The following is a 23,506-nucleotide window of genomic DNA, read 5'->3' on the forward strand; positions in this document are numbered from 1 at the left end:
ATGTTGAGTAAAGAAGCAGAGAAATTTTTAACAGAATTTCGATTAGAGATGATGGCACATGGAAAAAAAGATGAAGCGATCGATGATATGGAAGCGGAGTTAGAAGATCATTTAATTCAAGCAGAAAAAGACGGTAAAAGTTTAGAAGATGTGACAGGCAGATCAGCGAAGGAATATATTAAGAATATTTCCGGGGAAATGCCGCGTATTAACAATATTCAAAAGTATATCGCCTTATTTATAGTCTACTTAGCTGGAATTCTTACAGTCCCGAATCTAATTAGTGGTGATTTTGATTGGACCTTGAGTAATCTCTTATATTATCTTGGAATTATTGTCTTAGGCCCAGTACTGATTTACTATGGCTTTAAATATATATTAGTCAATTATGCAAGCTTTAAATCAGAGAAGATTGAAGTGAAAGGTACAGTATTAATTTTTGTATTTAGTTTCTTGTATATGGGACTTTTAGTCGGATCGATATTCTTAGTGAGAAGTTATCCAATCGTGACGTTCTTTGAACCAGGTAGAGATATCAATATTACTATTGGATTTATACTGTTAGCGATTCTAGTTATCGGGTCACTTTTGATGAAACAATGGTTCTATGCCATTCTAGCTTTAGTACTGGCAGCACCTGAGATGATTGCACAAGTATTTGCAAGTGGTGGTCCGAACTCAGAAAGTTATATTATAATTTCATCAGTGGGCTTATTAGCTGCAGTCATAATCTTGTTTATAGGTATTAGAGTAATGAATCGAGCTAAAAAGTAATTGACTTTTTAACCTTAAAGTTGTAATATATATCGTGCACATACACACATTTAAAACACGCGTTCAGCTAACAAGATTATGGATTAGACATTCGATCCACACAGTCGAATATAATAATCTATAAAAGGAGGGCTTACCTATGGCAGGTCCAAGAAGAGGCGGTCGTCGTCGTAAAAAAGTTTGCTATTTCACAGCTAACGGAATTACACACATCGACTATAAAGAAGTAGATCTTCTTAAAAAGTTCATCTCTGAACGTGGAAAAATTCTTCCAAGACGTGTAACTGGTACTTCAGCTAAGTACCAACGCCAGTTAACAGGTGCGATTAAACGCGCACGTCACATGGCATTGTTACCATACGTTAAAGAAGAACAGTAAGTTATAGTTAAACCGCTCTAGATCATTGATCTAGAGCGGTTTTTCTTATACAGTCATTCTTTTGTATACGTTATTACTTTAGAGTTTTTATTTTCAGCAATTTCTTCTGCACGCTTCACCGCATCTTTCTTATATTTAAATGTACCAGCTGCACGTTCGGCTTTAACAGTTTTAACAACCCATTCCTCGTTTTCGGCATCATATTTTACTTGAACATTCTCATCTAGTAAATCTGGATTCGCACTATCTATGTCATGCTGATCATTTTTTGAAGGATTACCTTCCTTATCAAATGAATCTAATTCTTCTTTTGATGCATTTTTATACCAATCTTTACCTTCTGATGTAGCGATAGCAATCGCACGACTTTCATCGTATCCGCTGTCTAAAAGTGCGTTCGCAATCTCGATAATTTTTTTACGTTCAAGTGTCTCAAAGTTTTTTAATGAATCAGGGTAATCTTGCATATTCCAAGACATAGCTATCATCCTTACCTTATGAATTTACTCATATAGTTCCCGTTTCCATACAGTCAAAACCCTATGATTTAAATGTTTAATCGAAGTCAAGTTATCGTTATAGTTTCTTAACATTCATTTGTTACAATGGACTTGAAAAAATGAGCCTAAGGAGATGTAGATGTGAAGTATCAAAAGATTGTTCCACATTTATGGTTTGATACAGAAGCCGGAGAAGCTGTAGAGTGGTATACCGAAATTTTTCCAGAGTCAGAGATTACCTTCCGTAAAGTTATAAAAGACACACCATCAGGTGATTCTGAACAGCTTGGATTTAAGTTAATGGGTTATGAGTTTATGGCAATTAGTGCTGGACCTTTTGCTAAGAAAAATCCTTCTATTTCTTTTATTGTTCAAATTAATAAGCAGAATGAACATTTGATTGATGAAATGTATGAAAAGCTTATGGAGGATGGTGGTACAGAGTTGATGCCACTAGATAAGTATCCTTTCAATGATAAGTATGGATGGATTGAGGATAAGTACGGTACTTCTTGGCAGTTTTGGTTACGCGATCATCGCAATGGCAAGAATCATATCGTCCCTTCTCTAATGTTTGTAAATGAAAATAAGGGCAAGGCTACAGATGCCATGAATTTGTATGTTGATACGTTTAAGAAAAGTGAACATTTAGCATCGAGAAATTATCCGACAGGCATGGAACCAAATACTGAAGATTTGGTCATGCATGCAGAAGCGAAATTAGGCAAAAAACGATTTTCATTCCAAGATAGTGGTTATGAACACGACTTCCAATTCTCAGAAGGTATCTCCTTAATGGTGAAATGTGATGACCAAAAAGAAATTGATAAGTACTGGAGTGCACTATCAGCAGATCCTGATGCTGAACAGTGTGGATGGTTGAAGGATAAGTTTGGTGTATCTTGGCAGATTGTACATAAAGTGATGGATGAAATGATGACTGAGGGTACAGAGGAACAACTTCAACGCGTTACTGAGGCATTCCTTAAAATGAAGAAATTTGATATCGCAAAACTTGAAGCGGCATATAAAGGTAAATAAAAAATGACTTCCCTTAACTTGGTAATTCAACCAGTGTAAGGGAAGTTTTTAATTTTAAGTGTTTTTTTTCGCCTGTATTATTTTTGATTTAAATCAATAACGGTATGCTCGGTATCACTGATTGATACTGTACGACGGCTACCGTCTTCCTGGATAATTTCTGCTGCATCCATGAAGTTATCGTGTTTTTCTTTTGCTTCAGCTTTTTGGTTATTTCTCTTTATATCTTTTTCAGAAGTCATTGAATCAAGTTTGCTTTGATAAGCACTCACATCAATCGTACCTGAACGTTGGTCACTGCTCTCTTTTTGATTTTTTTCAGTTTCTCTAGCAGATTGATTCTGCTCTCCTGCTTCTTTTTTCTCTTCAGCTTTTCTTAAATGGTCTTCATTTTGTCTTGAAGTAGCTGCTTTTTCTTTTTTAGTTTCTTTCACTGCAGATTCTCTCACTAATAAGAGAATCTGACCGTTATCTACAGCGGCTTTGAACGTATTCAGCTCATCTGAGCTCAAGTCTAGTTGATCAAAGACACGATCTGTTGAGTTCTCATCTAAAAATTTAGCTGCAACCTTATCCCACATGTTTCCATCAGCTTTTTTAAAGCCGACATTTGTATAGCGTAGGACCGTTGCTTTAAAGCGGTCTTTTGCGACCGTTATCATATCTTTGTCTTTAACACCATCAGCACGTAGTTCATAAATCTTATCACTTAAATCATCGATATTTGAGAATTTCTCAATAGTAGTCATGTTCAATCCTCCATCACAGTCTTTTTATGATTATACCCTGATATCCTTATAAAGAAACGCAGTTTACTCTTTTATTGACAAATATTGCATATTATTTATATTTATAAATAAGGGAGGTCATTTATGCAAATTAATGGTTCAGTTATTAAGTCACGACGTGCGGAATATAGTTTGACGCAGTTACAACTCAGTAAAAAGACAGGTGTTTCAAAATCATCAATTAGCCGTATGGAAAATGACAGTAATAACGGTAATATTCGATTCATTGACGCGATTAAAATTATGAATGTGCTTGATTTGAATTTGGATGAGCTGATTATTACAGTCACAAAATCAATCGACACTAAAGTATTAAAAGTACTGGATGAAATTCGAGAAACACGTGAGCTTTACCTTATTGAAGACACACTGAACCAGTTGACCTTGCAGCAATGGCGATCTACGACGCTGCACTCTGTATATTACGATTGGCATATGGGTTTGAAATATCTACATAAGAAGAAATATAAAGATGCTCTGACTTTTATAGATAAGACGCTAGATCGTTTAGATGACTTGCCTTCACTGGAATATTTGAAGGCTAGTGTATATACAAGTAAGGGTTATGTTTTACATATGCTAGGTGAAGATGGAAACCCGTATTATAAGTCAGCAATTTACATGAAGCGTAAAGATGATGGAAAGTTGGATTATCGGACTCGTGTGAGACTGTTGTCGTATATGATGGATAGTAATATTAAGGTGGAGAACTATGATCTTGTAGAACGCTATGGTAAACGTGCAATGCACTTATTAAAGGAAAATGAATCCACTTATATGATGAATCGGATTAAAAAATTGTGTGAGAAAATCAAACAATATCCCGTATAAGGAACTTTACGAAATAGAGATAGGAAATAGTAAGAAAATGAAATATAATAGGTTTAACTCTGAGACATCAGAGAAAAACTGAAAAGGAATGATCAACATGCAAGAAAGATTATATAAAACTTGTATGGCATTTTGTATTATCGTAGCATTGTTTGTCCAAAAAAAGGTATACACGAAATCGTGTGACTGCATTGGATCGTATTTAAGTATGGAAAATATCCTGTGGCCAAGAAGGCTAGATTTTATTAGTGCAGCTGAGAAAATCGAAGTGATTAATTTACTTGAGCGAAAGAAAGACAATTGTTCCGATATGGAGTACAGAAATAAATGTGACTTCTATTTGGATGCGGTAAGAGATGGACTTCTTTTTTATTATGATGAAATCAGAGATTTTTTAGGTTTAAACAACAATCCAGTGTCAGCAAATGTTTCAGTTGAAGTGGAGCATATTTTAGAGATGTTTGCTCATATTTCCTTGTCTCTATCCAAGCTACCACTGAAAACTGCAGATTTAATAGGTAGGAATTATTACACAAGGTTTAGCGGATTTGAAAATGCAGATGAACAGCACTTGTCGCATTATATCTTTTTATTTAAACACAAGCAGCACAGCCAGGCTATTTTTAATGAGAAGTTGCCTTTGACACTAAAACATTACAGGAACATGTTGGCGAGATACGAAAGGCATAAATTGTGTACCTTTCTAACTGAAGAGATGCTGATTTACATATGTATTGGTCGCAATCAACAAATTAAATTTACTTTATAAAAGAAAACCAAGCAAAAGTTATGATGACCTGATGTCATTTAACTCTGCTTGGTTTTTACGATTTATTTTTCTTCTTCTGGTCCTTTTTGAATTGTAGCTTCCACGCTATCTCGTCGCTCGTCACGATTAAGTGATTTGTCGTCATAGATGAGTAAAAACTTTCCTTCCTCAACAAAGTTGAGATATGATGAAACTAGGTCTTCCTCTAAGCCTGAAGTCAGTAAAAAACTCTCGGCCTTTTCATTATTTGTAAAAATATCTTTAAATGAAGTGCTCTCAGAGTGTGGGTTGTATGTGAACCCCATATATTCTGTCCAATCAGGTTCTTTTTCATCTAAACCTAGTACATTAAAATCTGATTCGTAATAATCTTGCTCATTTTTAAGTTGATCAATACGTTCTAGAATTTCACTATCTGTGTCATATTTCTCAATATATTGCACAATGCTCACCTCTACAAAAATCTTGATATCTATCTATTCCCTTGAAAAACGAATGTAAACCAAAGTTTTACTTATAATATCATAAAATTCCGAACATTAAGTCCTACCTTTTTTAAATTGTATAGTGTTTTATAATGAGTTATATTTATCTTGAAGAAAATATTGCTAAACAGTTCGGATTTTTGCTATAATATTGAAATTAATATTTTCAGCATCTTTTTATTTATTAATAATTACATACTAGGAGGCAGTTTTTATGTGGGAAGATAAGTTTAAAAAAGAAGGATTAACTTTTGATGATGTGTTACTTTTACCAGCACACTCTGAGGTCCTTCCTAAAGAAGTTGATTTATCAGTAGAGCTCGCACCGAATTTGAAGTTAAGCATTCCTTTAATCAGTGCAGGAATGGATACTGTTACTGAATCACAAATGGCGATAGCATTAGCACGTCAAGGTGGTTTAGGTGTCATTCACAAAAACATGTCTATCGAACGTCAACGTGATGAAGTTGAGAAAGTGAAACGTTCAGAAAATGGTGTAATTAAAGATCCGTTCTTCTTAACAAAAGAAGAGCAAGTGTTTGCAGCTGAACACTTAATGGGCAAATATCGTATATCAGGTGTGCCGATTGTTAATAATCCTGAAGAGAAAAAATTAATAGGTATTATTACTAATAGAGATATGCGTTTTATCGAAAACTATTCGATTACAATCGAAGAGGTTATGACAAAAGATAACCTTATCACAGCCCCGGTTGGTACAACATTAGAAGATGCGGGCCGTATTTTACAAGAGCACCGTATAGAAAAATTACCTTTAGTTGACGACAATAATGTCTTAAAAGGATTAATTACAATCAAAGATATTGAAAAAGTTATTGAATTCCCAGATGCTGCAAAGGATGACCAAGGACGTCTACTCGTTGCAGCAGCGATTGGTATTGCTAAAGAAACTGAAAAACGTGCAACTGAGCTTGTTGAAGCTGGCGCTGATGCTTTAGTTATTGATACGGCACACGGCCACTCACAAGGTGTTCTAGATGCGATTAAAGATATTCGTAACCAATTCCCTGAAGTGACATTAATTGCCGGTAATGTTGCGACAGCAGAAGGGACACGTGCTTTAATTGAAGCGGGTGTTGACGTAGTTAAAGTTGGTATTGGACCAGGTTCAATCTGTACAACACGTGTCGTAACAGGAGTAGGTGTACCACAGGTTTCTGCAGTTTATGATGCAGCTACAGAGGCACGTAAACATGGTAAAGCGATTATTGCTGATGGTGGTATTAAACTATCTGGTGACATCGTTAAAGCCCTTGCAGCCGGTGGTCATGTAGTTATGCTTGGTAGCTTATTAGCAGGTACTGAAGAAGCACCTGGTGAGACTGAAATGTTCCAAGGGCGTCGTTACAAGACATACCGTGGCATGGGTTCTATGGGTGCTATGGAACAAGGTTCTAAAGATCGTTACTTCCAAGAAGATTCTGAAGCGAAGAAATTTGTGCCAGAAGGCATTGAAGGCCGCACAGAGTATAAAGGCCCAGTAGCGGATACAGTGTACCAATTAATGGGTGGTCTCCGTTCAGGTATGGGTTATACTGGTAGTAAGAACTTAGAGGCACTTAGAGAACAAAGTCAATTTGTGAAGATTACAGCAGCTGGCTTAATTGAAAGTCATCCACACAATGTACAAGTGACTAAAGAAGCACCAAACTACAGTAGATAACTAAGGAGTAATTCGCTTATGGAAATGGGAAAAGAACAAGAACTTATATTAGTAATTGATTACGGTAGTCAGTATAACCAACTGATTACCCGCCGCATTCGTGACCTTGGTGTGTATAGTGAATTGCATAATCCAAGCATCACGATTGAAGAAATTAAAGAACTCGATCCAAAAGGGATTATTCTTTCCGGTGGACCACGTTCAGTGTATGCGGATGACGCCTTTACTGTAGATCCAGGTGTATTTGAATTAGGTGTGCCAGTACTTGGTATTTGCTATGGTATGCAACTGATGATGCAGATGAACGGCGGAGAAGTGGTAGATTCAAATGAAAAAGAATCTGGTCAAACTGAGATGCGCTTAAATAATGAAATTGATATTTTTGAAGGTTGGAACACAATCGAACAAGTACTGATGAGTCACGGAGACAAAGTGACACGTCTAGGTGATGGTTTTACAGCAATTGCTGAGACAGTACTATGCCCAACAGCAGCAGTTAAACACAATGAAAAACCGTTTTATGGTGTGCAGTTCCATCCGGAATCCAGACATACTGAAAATGGGAATAAGTTTATTGAAAACTTTATCCGTAATATTTGTGGTTGCCATGGACAGTGGACGATGGATAACTTTATTGACATTGAAGTGGAGAAAATCCGCGAACAAGTTGGCGACAAACAAGTTCTGTGTGCCATGAGTGGTGGTGTAGACTCATCCGTTACAGCAGTGCTGATTCATAGAGCGATCTGTGACCAACTGACATGTATCTTTGTAGACCATGGTCTCTTACGTAAAGGTGAAGCGGATATGGTAATGGAACAATTTGGTGAAGGCTTCAACATGAACATCATCAAAGTCGATGCGAAAGACCGTTTCCTATCCAAACTTGAAGGGGTGTCAGACCCTGAAGAAAAACGTAAGATTATTGGTAATGAATTCATTTATGTCTTTGATGATGAAGCATCTAAACTTAAAGGTATCGACTTCCTAGCACAAGGTACACTATATACAGATATTATTGAATCAGGTACAGAAACTGCGAAGACAATCAAATCCCACCACAATGTAGGTGGACTACCTGAAGATATGCAGTTTGAATTAATTGAACCACTAAATACGCTCTTTAAAGACGAAGTCCGTGAGTTAGGGATTGAACTTGGAATTCCAGAACACTTAGTATGGCGACAACCATTCCCAGGACCAGGATTAGGTATTAGAGTCTTAGGTGAAATTACTGAAGAAAAACTTGAAATCGTTAGAGAAAGTGATTGGATCTTAAGAGATGAGATCGCTAAGGCCGGACTCGAAAGAGATATTTGGCAGTACTTCACAGTATTACCGAATATCAGATCAGTTGGTGTCACTGGCGATTATAGAACTTATGATTACACAATCGGTGTCAGAGCAGTAACGAGCATCGATGGTATGACAAGTGAATTTGCAAAAATTGATTGGGATGTTTTAGAAAGATTATCAAAACGTTTAGTCAATGAAGTCAGACACATCAACCGTGTCGTTTATGATATTACAAGTAAGCCACCAGCGACGATTGAGTGGGAATAACTATATAAAACACTAAAACCCTTTAACTGCTGACCTGCTACCTCCTAAGTTTACAGATGAATTAAAAAATCTGTAAACTTAGGAGGTTTTATTATGGCTCGACATCGTAGTTTTGAAGAAAAAATTAGTATTATTGAAAAAATATAGCTAACCACTAATTTATCATGTCAGTGTTCGCTTAACTTGCTAGCATGATGCTAATTTCGTGGCATGGCGAAAATCCGTAGATCTGAAGAGACCTGCGGTTCTTTTTATATAGAGCGTAAATACATTCAATACCTTTTAAAGTATTCTTTGCTGTATTGATACTTTGATACCTTGTCTTTCTTACTTTAATATGACGGTGATCTTGCTCAATGAGGTTATTCAGATATTTCGATGTACAATGACAGTCAGGTTTAAGTTTAAAACCTTTAATTACTTTAGCCATTGCTACCTTCGTTGAAGGTGCCTGATCTGTAATTACCTTTTGAGGTTTACCAAATTGTTTAATGAGACGTTTGATAAACGCATATGCTGAATGATTATCTCGTTGCTTACGCAACCAAATATCTAATGTATGTCCCTCTGCATCAATGGCACGATATAAATAGCTCCATTTTCCTTTTATTTTGATGTACGTCTCATCAATACGCCATTTGTAATAAGCTTTTTTATGCTTTTTCTTCCAAATTTGATATAAAATTGGGGCATATTCTTGAACCCAACGGTAGACCGTTGAATGATGAACGTTTACACCACGTTCCCTTAATATTTCAGATATATCACGATAACTCAATGCATATCTTAGATAGTAGCCAACGGCTACAGTGATAACATCCTTGTTAAATTGTTTATATCTGAAATAGTTCATACAGAAGACTCCTTTTCATACAGAAGACTCCTTTTTGTTAAAATTATACTATAAATTCAACTTTGCAACAGAACCCTTACAAGGATTTTACCAGTTAATTGCAGCAGTTGAAGCGGCAGATATCGAAAATATTTATTTATATAACAGAACACCAAGTAAAGGAGAGAAATTTACTGACGACTTAAGCGCAGTACTTAGTAAGGACATTAATATCGTCGCTTTAGATACGGTGGAGGAAGTAGTGGAGTCAACTGAAACTATTGTCACAGCAACGACATCTTCAAATTAAATCATGAAGGGTTTTTGCAATCGTATTTTTTGTTTTAGATCGCAAGTATCTGTAATATTTTTATAAACTATATTTTTGGAGGAGATAATATACAATGACAATGAAGTAGGAGATTTTGGATTCATACTCGAAGAACGAAACTACGAGTACTGATGAAGCGGATGATGCGAGTCGACCCATAAAGTTCAAGAGGGTAGGTGATGCACAATGTTAGGCGCCGTTTTAACATTACTCTTAGGTATCATAATCATTCTCGCGATTATTGCTGCGAATGGTTATTTTGTTGCTCAGGAATTTGCATATATGTCTGTCGATCGTTCTCGTTTAAGTACACTTGCAGAAGAGGGGAATGGTGCGGCTAAAAATGCACTATCTGTAACGAGAAAAACTTCGTTCATGCTCTCAGGTGCTCAATTAGGGATTACTATAACTGGACTATTGATTGGTTTTGTTGCGGAACCTTTAGTAGGTAATAGTTTAGCTGTAATCTTAGGGACAGTATTGGCTTTAGCCTTATCTACAGTTGTCCAAATGATTTTTGGTGAGTTATACCCTAAAAACTTAGCGATTGCTAACCCTGAACCTTTAGCACTTGGTATGGCACGTTCTACAAACATATATTTAGCTATTTTTGGCTGGTTAATTACGATTAATGGTTAAAAGGTGCATCTGACAAAGAATCAGATGCACCTTTTTATGTGGAATAAAATAAATTATCACTAAATTTATATTAAGTTAGGGAGCAGTGTTTTAGGCACTCTCACTCTAACGGTGACTAAAGGATTAACGACCTGACTGATGCGAATGTCACAGCAGGCAGACAACAATCGATAGGCCATCTCATAGTCTTCCTTAAGTACAAGCGTTAGATGATCGACCGTATTTTGTGATGCAATTTTAATGGCTTCATCTAATGTTTTAGCTGATGCGATAAAGAAAAAAGCATCTGGACTTTCGACGATCGGGTTTAAAATTGATAAGCCTTCTACTTTAGAAGCTGTTAAAGTGACTTCACCATCAATTTCTACCCCGGTACCATCGAGTTCTCCATCACCCATTGTTGCATGAAGATCTCCCATAGCAAGTAAGCCACCATCTTGAAAAACAGGAAGGTAAAGAGAATTACCTGTAGTAATGTCAGTCGTATCCATATTGCCACCATGACAACCTGGTGAAGCAGTATGGATTTTATCTTCTTTTGTTGCCAGTCCGATGACACCAATCATCGGTTTAACAGGGAGGCATAGACGTTCGCTAAACTTCACGAATCCATCTTCAACCGATAAAATCTTCGTCGACTCATTTTGTATGGTATCACCCAGGACGCCGAGCCCCTTAGCTGTCATCATAATACCAGAAGAACCGAGCTCAATATTATCAATATCAAGCTTAACCACATCACCAGCTTTCAAACCATTTATATAAATCGGACCTGTAGCTAGGTTTATAATTGAACGATCAATGTCCCATCTAGAAGTATGTTCATCTTGTACTTGCCCCCCATAGCAGTCATGAGTCTCTACCTTGAACTGCTCATTTAAATCCACAGTCATCACAGACACCAGATCAGGTGTGAAATAATTTATTGTTTGATCACATTCTAATTTTTTCATAAGTTCACTCACCCCTTAAAATTACTGTCATTATAACATTCGGTTAAACTTGGTGTTTTAAACTTTCTATAAATAATTTCATCGTAGGTGTAATAATGCGACCTTTTCTGTATATAAGATACACTTTCCTGTTTAAGGTCCATTTTGGGATTTGATGGAAACTTAAAGTACCATTTTTAATTTCTGCTGACACAAGCGTTGAAGAAAGTATGGCAAAGCCCATACCTAATTTTACAGCCTCTTTAACAGATTCAGACCCTGAGGAAACCATTTTAACATTTAAATCTATATTGTTTTCACGTGTCCAATTATCTATAGAGGAACGAGTTGTAGACCCTTCTTCATGATTGATGAAAGAGTGTCTCTCTAAATCATATGCAGTAATCTGGTCTAACTCATTTAGCGGATGATCGGGGGTAAAGACAACAATTAAAGGATCATCACTGAAGTGATGGGCAATTAACTCATCATCATTAAAATCATTGGAATTAATAATACCTATATCACATTCGAAGTTCTTAACCTTATTAACTATGCTTGAGGTTCCATATACATGTACAGAAATAGATAAATTATCATGTGTTTTAGTGATGTCATTTATATATGGAAGAATCATATATGTAGCAGGTGTGTGATTGCTACATATTGAGAGTGAACCTTTATTTAAATTTTTATAGTCACTCATCAAGAGGTCTAGCTCATCATATTGGTTGATAATAATCTGTGCTGTTTTATAAAATTCTTCACCAGCCTTTGTTAATTTTATGGAGTGGAAAGATCTTGTTTTTAAGAGATCAACTCCAAGACTGTCTTGGAGTTTGTTCAGATGAAAAGTAACAGTAGGTTGCTTAATATTTAATTTTTTGGCAACTAGGTATAGTTTTTCGTATTTGACAGTGTAAACAAAAACTTTAAGTTGTTGAATATTCATAATCAGCCTCCAGCAATTTCCAATAACTCTATAATAGATAATATCTATTAAAAAATAAATAACATAGATAATATTTTACTTTCAATTTACATTATACATATATGACTTTAATATTCAGTCCTTATATTTAGAGTAGAAATTAAATGAGAGAGGGAGAATTATGAATAAAAAATACTTAGTTTACTTATTTTTGACATCCATTTTATTACTTTCTGCTTGCGGTATGTCTGATGAAACTGGAGAAGAATCAGCGGACGAAAACGTAGATAGTGCGAGTGCATCTGAAGAAACTGAAGAAGCAACAGAAGACAGCGAGCTAGTATTGTACGGTAATGATTTTATTGAAGTTATTGGACCAAAGTTTGAAGAAGAGCGGGTATCTCTGTAGAAGGTGTCCATTTTGGTGGTGGTGAAGCTTTAGCGCAAATAGAAGCGGAACAAGGAAATCCTAATTGGGATATCATTTTTATGGATGGTCACGGTTCAATACGTAATCTAGCAGACAGAGGATTTTTACATACAGATTTTGAACCTGAAAATATTTCAAATGTTAAAGATGAATACGAAGAATTAATACCTGAAGACAATGCATATTTCCCAATCGGTATGCATGCAGCAGGAGTCATAGCATACAACACGGACATTCTAACTGAAGAAGAAGTTCCTAAAACATGGGAAGAATTTTATGAATATGACGGACCAATAGGACATGCGGACCCTGCAGTTGCTGCTCCAGCCTACCCATTAGTTTCTGGAATATTTAATGAATGGGGTATTGAAGAAGGTAAAGAGATTTATACTGAGCGATTCGAAAAGGGTATTAATATATATCCAAAAAATGGACCGTTAACAACTGGATTGATCAATGGAGAAATACACTTGGCAGCACTTCAGGAGCATAATGCATATGAGGCTATTTTAGATGATGAACCTGTAGATCTTATTTGGCCGGAAGAAGGCGCACCTGGTAGTTTAAGAGTTGTAGCAATTAACAAGGAATCTGACAACATTGAAGAAGCAGAACAATTTGTAGAATTTTTAATGGACGCTGAAACACAAGAATTCTTAACTTCAATTGATTCAGATGCAGCAAGTTTCTTCACTCCTATGGCTGAGGGTGTGGAAGTAAGAGAAGGTCGACCTGAAAATCCAGAAATGATGCTACCAGAAGCTGAATGGGCTGCAGAATATGAAGAAGAAATTAAAACTTGGTTTGCAGACCAGAACGTTCAGTAAGGGGTTTTATCAGTGAAATTCAGTGGGAAATTTTATGCTTACTTAGTGACAGGAGTACTGTTTGTAATGGTATTCCTGCCACTACTTGCAGTAATACTCAATGCGATATTACCCGGACTATTCTTCGGTGAATTAGATTTTAATAGTTTTACGATATTATTTGAAGTTTTTGAAAGACAGCTTTGGCTCGTATCTTTAAAAAATTCCTTAATTCTTGGAATTGGTGGTGCATTTCTTGGTGTTTTAGTAGGATTTATACTTGCTTATTTTAGAGCAAGATGGTCATTTTTGTTAGGAAAATGGTTAGATCTATCTGCATGGATTCTTCTCATAATTCCTTCATTTATGATTGCACAAGGATGGTTATTATTTGCAAATAGAACGGGTATGGCAAGTTCTGTTTTTGGTTGGGAATGGGTAACGGATTTTATTTTTCAACCAGTAGGACTCATCTTTATTATGGGTATGACCAAATTTCCACTTGCCTATCTCACTATTGTTGCGGCAATGGAATGGAACGTTTCTCAGTTGGACAATGCAGCTAAACTGAACGGTGCTAAACCTTTCACAGTGCTTCGTACTATACAATTACCTTTAGCAATGCCATCAGTGGTCGCAGGGTGGACTTTAGTTTTCATTGATATAATTGGGGATTTTGGTTTACCGGCAGCACTGTCAACACTGTATAGATTTCCAACCTTGCCTTACTCGATATACACTGCAATCAACCAATCACCGGTACGTTTTGATATGGCAGGGGTTTTATCTTTCTATTTAGTATTGATATTAGTATTTGCAATGTTGATTTTGTTTATTGCCACAAAAAAATCTAAAGTCGACTTTTTAGGGAGTACTGCATCAAGAACTGTGAGAGTAGAACCTAAGAATGCTTGGCTTGTTAATTTAATAACTCTAGTATTGCTCTTAATCTGTTTAGGAATACCTGTATTTACAAGTGTCTCTGTATCATTCATGGATAGTCTTTCTAGAGGATTGGTTTTTGATAATCTGACATTTGATAATTATCGAACGCTTTTTGCAGGAGGAGATAATCGTTATGCAGCGATTTCTTCTGTATTTGAGGGACTGAAGAATTCAATTTCTTTAGCAATAATTGCAGCATTAATTAGTATGATATTAGCGTTTACTGTAACCTTTGTTTTGGTTTTTACAGAATCAAAAATGAAAGGACCTTTACAAGTATTTACAGTGATTTCTTTGGCAGTACCTGGAGTTGTATTAGGTATAGGATATATCTTCATTTGGAATCAAAGATGGTTAGAACCGCTTGGACTGAATTTATATGGAACACCGACACTACTGGTTATCGCTGCAGTGGCAGGAGCGATTCCATATGCTGTAAGGATACAATTAGGTGCGGTTTCTAATGTGTCTCCAGTACTATTACAGGCTGCTTCAGTACAAGGTGCAAGTGTGCTAATGAGAATGAGTACAATATTGCTACCGATTGTGAGAAATACCTTGCTCATTGCTACATTAGCATCATTTGGTTCTAGTGTATTTGACTTAGCTATCGCATCAATGCTTCAGCCTCCTAACTATACCTTACTGCCTATAGTGATTGATCGTGCATTTGAAGTAGGCGATTATGGCTATGCGACGGCAGCTTCAGTACTGGGAGCAGCTGTAGTTGTTTTGATTATTATAGCGGTTCAGATAATTAATAGTATCTTGAGTAGATTGATGGAAAATAATAAAAAAAGGAAGATAATGCTTTATGAATCAAATATTAACCGTGGATAATGTCACTAAGGCTTTTGATTCTAAAGAAGTCCTTAAGAATATTTCTTTCTCCGTAAATGAAGGAGAGTGCGTATGCCTATTGGGCCATTCAGGTAGTGGAAAATCTACCCTATTACAAATAATTTCAGGACTCCTCTCATCAGATTCTGGAGTACTCACTATAGAAAATGAAACTATCTTTAACGATAAAAAAAGCGTGTCACCAGAGAAAAGAAATTTAAATATGGTATTCCAAAACTATGCACTTTGGCCACATATGACAGCTAAAGAAAATATCGAGTATGGATTGAAAAGACAAAAAATGAAGGCTTTAGACAGAGAAAAACGTATAGAGAAATACATTAAAATGCTTCAGCTTAACGGTTTACTTTCTCAAACCCCATCTGAACTTTCCGGTGGACAGCAACAAAGAGTAGGGATAGCAAGGGCTTTAGCAACAAATCCTAAAGTGTTATTAATGGATGAACCACTTTCTAATTTGGATGTTAAATTAAGAACTGAAATGAGAGCAGAGCTTTCTAAGATATTAAAGGAATTATCAGTCACAACAATCTATGTCACACATGATATTTTAGAAGCATTTTCACTAGCAGATCGTATCATTGTCTTAGATGATGGAAAAATTGCTCAATTTGATACACCTCAACAAATATTCGATAACCCGGCTACAAAGGCTGTCGCAGAATTATTAGGTTTCCAAAATACCATGAGAGGAAAAATAACTTATATTGATCACGACAAGTGTATTGTGGAAGTCGAAGGATATCAATTTATCAGTGATAGCAGAGCTGATTTATTGATGGATGATGAGATAATCATTATGTCTCAAATAGAAGAAGTATCGCTATATAATGGTTCAGAAATAGAGAACAATGTCATGGAAGTAAAAGTAACTCACTGTATTTATGAGGGTCATCATTGGAGAATTAGATTACAAACAAAAAATGGTATAAATGTAGAGCTGCTTCACAATAGTCAACTAGATGAAGAATCCTACGTAAAGATAAAGTTCAATGAAGAGAGAACAAAATTTTATAAAGTATAAATTGTTAAGAAATATACCTAATACTAACGTAGTAGGTATGTTTCTTAATTTATCGAACAATATTTATAAACAACTATGTTAAACTGAACCAAGTAAATTAAAAAAGGAGACTGATTTATGCGCCACATATATAGATTTTCACTCGCAATAGTATTTAGTGTTGCAGGTTTTCTACATTTCAAAAGAGAAGAGGGTTTTGAAAAAGTTGTCCCAGATTATTTACCTTTTAAACGCTTCATTGTTCATGCGTCTGGAGTGGTTGAAATCGTATTTGGATTGTTACTTTTCTTCAAACGACCGGGCAAGACTCTTAAAAATTTAATCAATGCTTTCCTACTTGCTGTCTTTCCAGCAAATATTTATATGGCTAGAAAGAAACTCCCACTTGGTACGATCGAACTACCTAAGCGGCTCCTTTACTTAAGATTACCACTACAGTTTGTATTAATGGGTATGGTTAAGAGAATATAGAGAAAGGGTGGATTCCATGCAGAAAAGAACCCTGGGCTTAATTACAGCGCCGGATTATGCTGAAGAGATTATCGATGATTTAATAGATGACCTTCCTAGACACCTAAAACATTACGTTAATAATGATGTGACATGGGAAATCGAGTGTCATGTTGATAGTTGGACGGGTGGTACGAACCGGGCGGATAGGGCAATAGAATGGACGAAAGCGGAGATGTCGAACAAGGGATGGGATTACGCGATTACTTTAACAGACCTTCCTTTATTTGATGGTAAAAAACCGATCATTGCTGAAGTTCATAGTGATGAGCATGTCGCATTTATTAGCTTACCTGGTTTTGGCTTTGCCCCAATGAAAAAGCGTGTCAGGGAGTCTATTCTTCAAATGATGAATGAAATCTATTATGGTAGTTCTGAAAGAGAGAGAAAAGAATCAGAGCAAACTCAGGAATGTAACGAAAAATCGAATGATGATATTCAATATCAAAGTTCAAAAAGTTTAATTGGGCAGAGATTTTTTGAAAAACTCTCTCCATTAGAACGTGAAACTTCAAATACAAAAAATAGTACACATGCAAGATTTACTGTTCAATCAGAGAAAAAAGGCTTACTTAGGATCATTTCAGGTATGATTAATGCCAACAGACCAATGAAGTTATTTAAAGCCTTTTTAAATATAGTTATCATTGCTTTCACAACTGGTGCTTATGCCTTAGTCTTTCCCACTATTTGGGGCTTAAGCACACATTTCAGTACAATTAGAGCAATCGTACTGATGTTTGTTGCGATATTATCCTTAGTTGCTTGGATTATTACCTCTAATAATTTATGGGAGAGTAAAGTAAAGGATGAACATGCTTTTCTAGGTAAACTATACAATGCAACAACGTTTTTCACATTATTGTTAACAGTAGTGATGTACTATGTACTGTTATTTGTAATGTTTATGGTTCTCACCTCATTATTAATTCCACCAAGTCAGGCTGAAGAAAATATGACAGTGAGTGCTGTAAATATTAGTTCCTATGCATATACAACATGGATTGCAACGAGTCTGTCTACAATTATTGGTGCACTAGGGTCTTCCGTTAATAATGAGGATGTACTTTTAAATAGTACCTATGGATATAGGCAGCAACAAAGACAACAAACAACTAAAGAAATTGAACAAGAAGCAGAGAATGATTGATATACAAAAACGAACGCCCCAGAGCTTTGCTCTGGGGCGTTCGTCTGTTAACTTATATTATTTTGACTCATACGACCAAGTCCACTGTTCCCCATCAGAAGCAAAGTGGTAAACGTATTTGTCATCTTCAATCTTAAAGTCATATGCACCAGATTTAACTGGCTTTTCATCTAATACTTCCGGGTTGTTATGCACTAAATCAATTAGTTCCTCATCCGTATATTCATTTTGAGCTTCGTCATATGACCAAGTCCATTCTTCACCGTTAGACTTAAAGTCAAACTCATAACCATCATAGATAAAGTTATAGTGATAAGCACCATCTTTTAGTGGCGCAGCATCTAATGTTTTAGGTGCATAAAACGCGTAGCTTGCAAGGTTCTCATTTTCTGATGTGAAAAACCCACCATAGGGACCATTGAGTAAGGCGTGTTCTTCGTCAAATATATCAGAAACTGCCTCATTGTATTCTACTTGAGTAATTTCTCCTGCCTCTTGTTGATCTGCAAGTTGTTCAACTTTGTCTTGTTGTGCTTTGGGTAGCCAGTCGAAATCATATCCACCATCTGACCAACCATCACCATCTATATCAGATTCTGCTGGTTGTAAGGTACCCCAAACGGTTTTCGCAGCGTCAAATTCAATTTCATCCGCTTCTGCATTGTTACCGATGCCAGTGAATGCTAACGCACCCGCGACCAATAATGAACTCAATAAAGTTACTTTCTTCATAGAAATCCCCTTCCTGAATATCTAACTTTATCTATACGGACAAAATAACACGGTAAAATAAATATTGCAATTATATTACAAAAATATTACATGAATTACACTTTCAACTTTATTATCGCTCTATTTTGGTGCATGTGGATTTTCTTTAGGATGTATGACTTGATAAGCTTCCAACTGCTCTGAATCGATTGTTCGCTCTGTAATCTCATAAGCTTCATGTAAGTTCATTTCAGATATATGGACTGAACCATCATCATTTATATGCTCAATATAAGCCACATGACCAATTGGGCCTGTGTCAGTCTGTAAAAGCGCACCTTCTTTTGGTGTGTTATTTACTATATAGCCATCTTCTTCAGCCTTATTCGCCCAGTGTTCAGCATCACGCCATGATTTTTCAATCATGTTGCCATCAGCTTTGACTTTATCGAATACATAATAGGTACATTCACCTTTGTCATAAGTGTTGTGATGCATTGGATCTCTCATTTGTCTTATATCTTCTTTAATATTTGCCATCCAAGTTGGAGGATCTTCTGCATGATAGGCATTATATAGATAGAAACCGAATAGGCCTAACAATATTATTAAAGTAACAAGTACAATATTCTTTGTATTAATTATGTGCTTCAATTTATCAACTCATTATGATTATATTTTCTGGTTATAATTTTAAAGAATACACGTCCTAGGTCAAATAAAAGGATGACCCAAGCATTTAATATCGTATATTTAAAGTGCTTATGAGAAAATGAAGCAATAGAAAACAACAGGGTGGTGTGGTCTTGAAGCAGCAAAGTCTTATATTTACTTATGGTCTTGTTTTTCTAATTACTGCAATTTGGGGACTTAACGTTGTATTTCTAAAGGTATTAGTAGAGAACCTTCCTCCACATACCATGACAGCATTTAGGATAATGATTGCTGGTGTAACTGCTATGCTTATCGTTATTTTTGGAAGGTCATTGAGAGCTTTAACTATAAAAGAGTGGGTGTTTACTGCTTTTGGTATGATTTTTGGGGTCATGATGCACCACCTGTTTTTAGCGATAGGTTTGATGACGACGCCAGCATCAACAGGTTCACTCATATTATCTTTAGTGCCATTAGCCACAGCAATACTAGGCATGATATTTTTAAATGAAAGACTAACTAAGATGCGATCGGTTGGATTTGTTTTAGCTTTAATCGGTGTCTTCTTTATACAAGGCGGTTCATTTTCAGGGTTACAATTATCACAAGGCGAATTTGTCTTGTTTATATCAATGTTTGCACAAGCCATTAGTTTTGTCTTTATTAAAAAGGCGACGGCAACTTTGGATTCTAAACAGGTTACAGCGATTATGAATCTTGCTGGATCATTTGGACTATTGGGTATTAGTTTGATTACTGAACCATCTGGATTGTCTGAGATGACTGATTCGACAATTGGTGTATGCGGAATATTACTCTTATCCGGTGTTGTAGCGACAGGTTTTGGTCATATGGTCTTTAACTCAGCTATTCAAAAAATTGGTGCTTCTAAAACTGCAATATTTAATAACTTTGTCCCATTCTTTGGTGTCGTATTCTCTGTTATTTTCTTAAAAGAAAAAATAGCTGCCACCCAATTGATTGGCTTTGTGTTTATTGTCGCCGGTGTACTCTTTGGTACAGGTTATTTAGAACGACTATGGATGAAGCGTAAATTGAAAAGAGGCTAGAGAATCATTCAGATTCTCTAGCCTCTTACTTTATGCTGTTTTCTTTTTCTCGATGAAGTTCTTCAGCCAGATGACTATAAGGGAAATGATAATGATCCACACGAATGTCATGCTGTAACCATTATTTAATTCTTTACTGAAGAAAAGAATTTCTTTTAATCCATCTGCATATATTCTTAAAGGTACCCAAGGATAGATATAATCCCTATAGAAATCAGGTAACATTTCCGGTGGTAATTGAATTGCCGCCATACTAAAGAACATCAAGAGAACAAATAGTACTATACTCGGAAGTTTCAGCCATTTGAGCACTGCAAAAATCATCAACATAAAGGCTGCAATTACTAGTGATAAGTACAAGGCCATTGTATTAAATGACTGATACTGAATATCCATAATTAATGTTGAAAACCAAGTTGCGAAGTATCCTGCTGTTAGTGCATAAACAAATGGTGCTATAGATTGAACTAAGTTAAAGCTGTACTTTTGTCCAAGACTATTAAACCTTTTGCCATTATCTGAGAAGTACAGCATGACTGCACCAACAATAGAAATAATCCATGTAAACGCAAGGAATGCCATTGGAATGTTTGCGAGACTTCCTGCTTCATTGACCTTAATTACCTCAGATTCAATGGGATTAGATATAGCGTCGACCATATCTGGTGAAATTGGTGAAATCATATTAGATAATCCTTGAAGTGGACTATCTGAACCTTGAGCTTCTAAGACAGGTTGCAGTTGAGATTTCATTTCTTCTGTTTTTGTCTCAATACCTGAAACAATCTGTTTGCTGATCTGCTGATTCATCATGGAGACCATATTATTTAGAGCTGTTTCGATTTGAGACGCAGCCATAGCAGAAGCGCCTTCATTAACATATATATTAACATTTGCTTTTGTCATTTCTGCAGATTGTAAGCTCATAATATTCTCTGAAAAATCCGCTGGTAGTTCTATTGCGCCATAAATATCACGTTGATCCATTGCATCTTCCATTTCATCAACAGAATCGTAAGATGTGAATGACACCATATCCGGTGCGTTTTCACTGATTTGATTTTCGATCGTTTGTCCCATTTCACCTTCATCATTAATGACTAAACCGATTGGCATATTATTCGGTTCTACCTTGACTATTGGTGAGAATGCTGGAAGCATGATTAAGGTGAAGACGATAACAAATAAAATTGGGACTAGAAAAATTTTGTTTGAATTTTTTAGTTTATCCATTTAAACACTCCTTAATGAACATATTGTTGAATAACTTGTGACTTTATTGTATTCTGCATTTAAATCAGTTGCCATAAGCAAAAACCGCCATTTTATTGAGTACTCAACATTTGAATTAAATATGTTCATTAAGAAAAGAGGGACACTATGAACCGAAGACAAAAGAAGACCAGACAAGCAATTATCGATGCGTGTTTTGATTTAATGAAAAGTAAAGACTTACATCACATTACTATTAATGATATTGCTGAAAAGGCAGATATTAATCGAGGGACTTTTTACCTACACTTTGAAGATAAGTATGACATGATGAAGCAGTTTGAAAATGAAATGATTGAGAAATTAGAGGATGTCTTTCGGAAAAACTTACCGACTGAAGACTTCAAGCAAGAGTTTTTACCATCTCGTTACGACACCTTAATTCAGGTATTGCGATGCTATGAGGAGAATCAAAAATTGATGCAGCTTATTCTCCAATCTAACTATATCAACTCTTTTGAAAAGAAATTGCAAGATAAGATGTTGTTTATAGTTGAAGGTGAATTTAGTGAACATTTACAACGAATGCATTATGATATTCCGAAAGAAGTTCTAGTGGTTGTATTTACTTCAATTTTCATCGGCTTAGTTAAATATTCATATACTTCAGAAGATGAGCTGGATATAGAAAAAACTGCAGACTATATCTTTAAAATCGTCCTACAGGGTCCTGCAAAAGTGATGGGCTTTTATGAGTCTTAAACTTTCGTTAATGTTCGGTTTTAATGTGTAAATATTATCATTTTTAGTCTGACTCCTAGTTTAATACGAACATTTTAACATAAAATCCAATTTTTATTCGGAAATTACTTGATAATTACACACCTAACCAGTAAAATGTTAGTCATATATACTGACTTTAGGAGTGTGTTTGTAGTGGAATTAATCTATCAGGGTAAGACGAAAGATGTTTTCAAAGATCAGAATGGTGACACTGTACTATATTTTAAAGATGATATGACAGGTAAAGACGGCGTCTTTGATCCAGGAGAAAACCAAGTAGGGTTACAAGTTGAAGGTTCAGGTATGGCTGGATTAGAATTGACGAGTTATTTCTTTGGAAAAATAAACGAAAGTGGCATTCCAACACACTTCCTCAGTGCTGACATTGAAAATCGCTTAATGAAAGTTCGAAAAGTGGCAGTCTACGGTAAAGGATTAGAAGTGGTATGTCGCTTTAAAGCAGTCGGCAGTTTTTACAGACGATATGGTGCTTATGTTGAAGAGGGTGCTGACTTACCTGCTTTAGTGGAAGTGACTTTAAAAGACGACGATCGCCAAGATCCTGTTATCAGTGAATCGACCCTTGAAGCTTTGGGTATTTTATCCGCTGAATCTTATAAGGAAATTACAGACTTAACTGTGAAAATCAGTGAGATTATAAAAGAAGAATTAGCCAAGAAAGACTTAGACTTATATGATATCAAGTTAGAATTTGGTTATGATGAGGAAACAGGAGAAATTTTACTGATCGATGAAATCTCCGGTGGCAATATGCGTGTATATAGAGACGGAGCGTATATTGAACCGTTGAAATTAAATGCTTATCTCTTCAATGAATAAGATAACTTGAGGGTTTACTTTTTTATATTTG

The 23,506-nt window shown here is 35.8% G+C and carries 27 protein-coding genes; 18 read left to right on the plus strand and 9 right to left on the minus strand.

Annotated elements, in window-relative coordinates; all coding sequences use genetic code 11:
• Positions 1-774 carry a hypothetical protein gene (locus EYB29_RS01945; protein WP_026867108.1) on the plus strand — a complete coding sequence of 258 codons (774 nt, stop codon included), beginning with the start codon at positions 1-3 and terminating at the stop codon, positions 772-774.
• Positions 775-913: 139 nt separating this feature from the next.
• The gene (gene rpsR / locus EYB29_RS01950; RefSeq protein ID WP_017547433.1) at positions 914-1,153 is read left to right on the plus strand and encodes a 30S ribosomal protein S18; all 240 of its coding nucleotides are present in this window, start codon (positions 914-916) and stop codon (positions 1,151-1,153) included.
• Between the two features lie 53 nt (positions 1,154-1,206).
• Here the strand turns inward: rpsR and EYB29_RS01955 are convergent, their stop codons facing one another.
• The gene (locus EYB29_RS01955) at positions 1,207-1,632 is read right to left on the minus strand and encodes a DUF2188 domain-containing protein (protein WP_026867109.1); all 426 of its coding nucleotides are present in this window, start codon (positions 1,630-1,632) and stop codon (positions 1,207-1,209) included.
• Between the two features lie 162 nt (positions 1,633-1,794).
• Here EYB29_RS01955 and EYB29_RS01960 point away from each other — a divergent pair, with 162 nt between their 5' ends.
• Positions 1,795-2,694 (plus strand): VOC family protein, encoded by a 900-nt coding sequence (locus EYB29_RS01960; RefSeq protein WP_026867110.1) that lies wholly within the window; start codon positions 1,795-1,797, stop codon positions 2,692-2,694.
• 77 nt (positions 2,695-2,771) lie between these two features.
• On the opposite strand, the gene EYB29_RS01965 is transcribed toward EYB29_RS01960, so the two are convergent.
• The gene (locus tag EYB29_RS01965) at positions 2,772-3,443 is read right to left on the minus strand and encodes a general stress protein (protein ID WP_166626407.1); all 672 of its coding nucleotides are present in this window, start codon (positions 3,441-3,443) and stop codon (positions 2,772-2,774) included.
• Positions 3,444-3,566: 123 nt separating this feature from the next.
• Between EYB29_RS01965 and EYB29_RS01970 the strand changes: the two genes are divergently transcribed.
• The gene (locus EYB29_RS01970) at positions 3,567-4,313 is read left to right on the plus strand and encodes a helix-turn-helix domain-containing protein (protein WP_035856580.1); all 747 of its coding nucleotides are present in this window, start codon (positions 3,567-3,569) and stop codon (positions 4,311-4,313) included.
• 97 nt (positions 4,314-4,410) lie between these two features.
• On the plus strand, positions 4,411-5,082 hold the full coding sequence (locus EYB29_RS01975) for a YfbU family protein (protein ID WP_166626408.1): 672 nt from the start codon (positions 4,411-4,413) through the stop codon (positions 5,080-5,082).
• A 62-nt stretch (positions 5,083-5,144) separates the two neighbouring features.
• Here the strand turns inward: EYB29_RS01975 and EYB29_RS01980 are convergent, their stop codons facing one another.
• Positions 5,145-5,525 (minus strand): general stress protein, encoded by a 381-nt coding sequence (locus EYB29_RS01980; RefSeq protein ID WP_166626409.1) that lies wholly within the window; start codon positions 5,523-5,525, stop codon positions 5,145-5,147.
• 256 nt (positions 5,526-5,781) lie between these two features.
• Between EYB29_RS01980 and guaB the strand changes: the two genes are divergently transcribed.
• Together guaB and guaA are read left to right on the plus strand one after the other, a co-directional pair.
• On the plus strand, positions 5,782-7,251 hold the full coding sequence (gene guaB / locus EYB29_RS01985; protein ID WP_026867114.1) for an IMP dehydrogenase: 1,470 nt from the start codon (positions 5,782-5,784) through the stop codon (positions 7,249-7,251).
• A gap of 18 nt (positions 7,252-7,269) precedes the next feature.
• Entirely contained in the window at positions 7,270-8,814 is a 1,545-nt protein-coding gene (gene guaA, locus EYB29_RS01990; protein ID WP_166626410.1) for a glutamine-hydrolyzing GMP synthase, read from the plus strand.
• 178 nt (positions 8,815-8,992) lie between these two features.
• Here guaA and EYB29_RS01995 read toward each other — a convergent pair whose 3' ends face one another.
• Positions 8,993-9,667: an IS6-like element IS257 family transposase gene (locus EYB29_RS01995; protein WP_012896694.1), complete on the minus strand. Its 675-nt coding sequence runs from the start codon at positions 9,665-9,667 to the stop codon at positions 8,993-8,995.
• 34 nt (positions 9,668-9,701) lie between these two features.
• On the opposite strand from EYB29_RS01995, the gene EYB29_RS02000 reads away from it, so the two are divergent.
• Positions 9,702-9,956: a hypothetical protein gene (locus EYB29_RS02000; protein WP_166626411.1), complete on the plus strand. Its 255-nt coding sequence runs from the start codon at positions 9,702-9,704 to the stop codon at positions 9,954-9,956.
• 207 nt (positions 9,957-10,163) lie between these two features.
• Positions 10,164-10,616, plus strand: a complete 453-nt coding sequence (locus EYB29_RS02005; protein ID WP_026866989.1) for a CNNM domain-containing protein — start codon at positions 10,164-10,166, stop codon at positions 10,614-10,616.
• 65 nt (positions 10,617-10,681) lie between these two features.
• Here EYB29_RS02005 and EYB29_RS02010 read toward each other — a convergent pair whose 3' ends face one another.
• Together EYB29_RS02010 and EYB29_RS02015 are read right to left on the minus strand one after the other, a co-directional pair.
• Positions 10,682-11,569, minus strand: a complete 888-nt coding sequence (locus EYB29_RS02010; RefSeq protein ID WP_026866990.1) for an acetamidase/formamidase family protein — start codon at positions 11,567-11,569, stop codon at positions 10,682-10,684.
• A 43-nt stretch (positions 11,570-11,612) separates the two neighbouring features.
• A complete protein-coding gene (locus EYB29_RS02015) occupies positions 11,613-12,500 on the minus strand; it encodes a LysR family transcriptional regulator (protein WP_026866991.1) in 888 nt (295 codons plus the stop codon).
• Between the two features lie 160 nt (positions 12,501-12,660).
• On the opposite strand from EYB29_RS02015, the gene EYB29_RS11560 reads away from it, so the two are divergent.
• From EYB29_RS11560 to EYB29_RS02040, 6 genes are all read left to right on the plus strand, one after another.
• Positions 12,661-12,888, plus strand: coding sequence for a hypothetical protein (locus EYB29_RS11560; protein ID WP_240921814.1), 228 nt, complete (start codon positions 12,661-12,663; stop codon positions 12,886-12,888).
• A gap of 38 nt (positions 12,889-12,926) precedes the next feature.
• Positions 12,927-13,736 carry an extracellular solute-binding protein gene (locus EYB29_RS02020; RefSeq protein ID WP_240921819.1) on the plus strand — a complete coding sequence of 270 codons (810 nt, stop codon included), beginning with the start codon at positions 12,927-12,929 and terminating at the stop codon, positions 13,734-13,736.
• A gap of 12 nt (positions 13,737-13,748) precedes the next feature.
• Entirely contained in the window at positions 13,749-15,500 is a 1,752-nt protein-coding gene (locus EYB29_RS02025; protein ID WP_035856381.1) for an ABC transporter permease, read from the plus strand.
• A complete protein-coding gene (locus EYB29_RS02030) occupies positions 15,475-16,545 on the plus strand; it encodes an ABC transporter ATP-binding protein (protein WP_026866993.1) in 1,071 nt (356 codons plus the stop codon). Before EYB29_RS02025 ends, EYB29_RS02030 begins: the two co-directional genes overlap by 26 nt.
• Before the next feature lie 117 nt (positions 16,546-16,662).
• Entirely contained in the window at positions 16,663-17,016 is a 354-nt protein-coding gene (locus tag EYB29_RS02035; RefSeq protein WP_026866994.1) for a DoxX family protein, read from the plus strand.
• Between the two features lie 16 nt (positions 17,017-17,032).
• Positions 17,033-18,205 (plus strand): hypothetical protein, encoded by a 1,173-nt coding sequence (locus EYB29_RS02040; RefSeq protein WP_026866995.1) that lies wholly within the window; start codon positions 17,033-17,035, stop codon positions 18,203-18,205.
• A gap of 57 nt (positions 18,206-18,262) precedes the next feature.
• Here the strand turns inward: EYB29_RS02040 and EYB29_RS02045 are convergent, their stop codons facing one another.
• Together EYB29_RS02045 and EYB29_RS02050 are read right to left on the minus strand one after the other, a co-directional pair.
• Entirely contained in the window at positions 18,263-18,937 is a 675-nt protein-coding gene (locus tag EYB29_RS02045) for a hypothetical protein (protein WP_051220521.1), read from the minus strand.
• A 120-nt stretch (positions 18,938-19,057) separates the two neighbouring features.
• Positions 19,058-19,570, minus strand: a complete 513-nt coding sequence (locus EYB29_RS02050) for a CHAP domain-containing protein (protein WP_240921815.1) — start codon at positions 19,568-19,570, stop codon at positions 19,058-19,060.
• 152 nt (positions 19,571-19,722) lie between these two features.
• On the opposite strand from EYB29_RS02050, the gene EYB29_RS02055 reads away from it, so the two are divergent.
• On the plus strand, positions 19,723-20,640 hold the full coding sequence (locus EYB29_RS02055; protein WP_166626412.1) for a DMT family transporter: 918 nt from the start codon (positions 19,723-19,725) through the stop codon (positions 20,638-20,640).
• Between the two features lie 30 nt (positions 20,641-20,670).
• Here EYB29_RS02055 and EYB29_RS02060 read toward each other — a convergent pair whose 3' ends face one another.
• Positions 20,671-21,873: an ABC transporter permease gene (locus tag EYB29_RS02060; protein WP_166626413.1), complete on the minus strand. Its 1,203-nt coding sequence runs from the start codon at positions 21,871-21,873 to the stop codon at positions 20,671-20,673.
• Positions 21,874-22,020: 147 nt separating this feature from the next.
• On the opposite strand from EYB29_RS02060, the gene EYB29_RS02065 reads away from it, so the two are divergent.
• Together EYB29_RS02065 and EYB29_RS02070 are read left to right on the plus strand one after the other, a co-directional pair.
• Entirely contained in the window at positions 22,021-22,614 is a 594-nt protein-coding gene (locus tag EYB29_RS02065; protein ID WP_166626414.1) for a TetR/AcrR family transcriptional regulator, read from the plus strand.
• Positions 22,615-22,788: 174 nt separating this feature from the next.
• Positions 22,789-23,475 carry a phosphoribosylaminoimidazolesuccinocarboxamide synthase gene (locus EYB29_RS02070; RefSeq protein WP_166626415.1) on the plus strand — a complete coding sequence of 229 codons (687 nt, stop codon included), beginning with the start codon at positions 22,789-22,791 and terminating at the stop codon, positions 23,473-23,475.
• Positions 23,476-23,506: the final 31 nt, after the last annotated feature.

Source organism: Jeotgalicoccus sp. S0W5, assembly GCF_011634875.1.
Taxonomy (GTDB): Bacteria; Bacillota; Bacilli; order Staphylococcales; family Salinicoccaceae; genus Jeotgalicoccus; species Jeotgalicoccus marinus.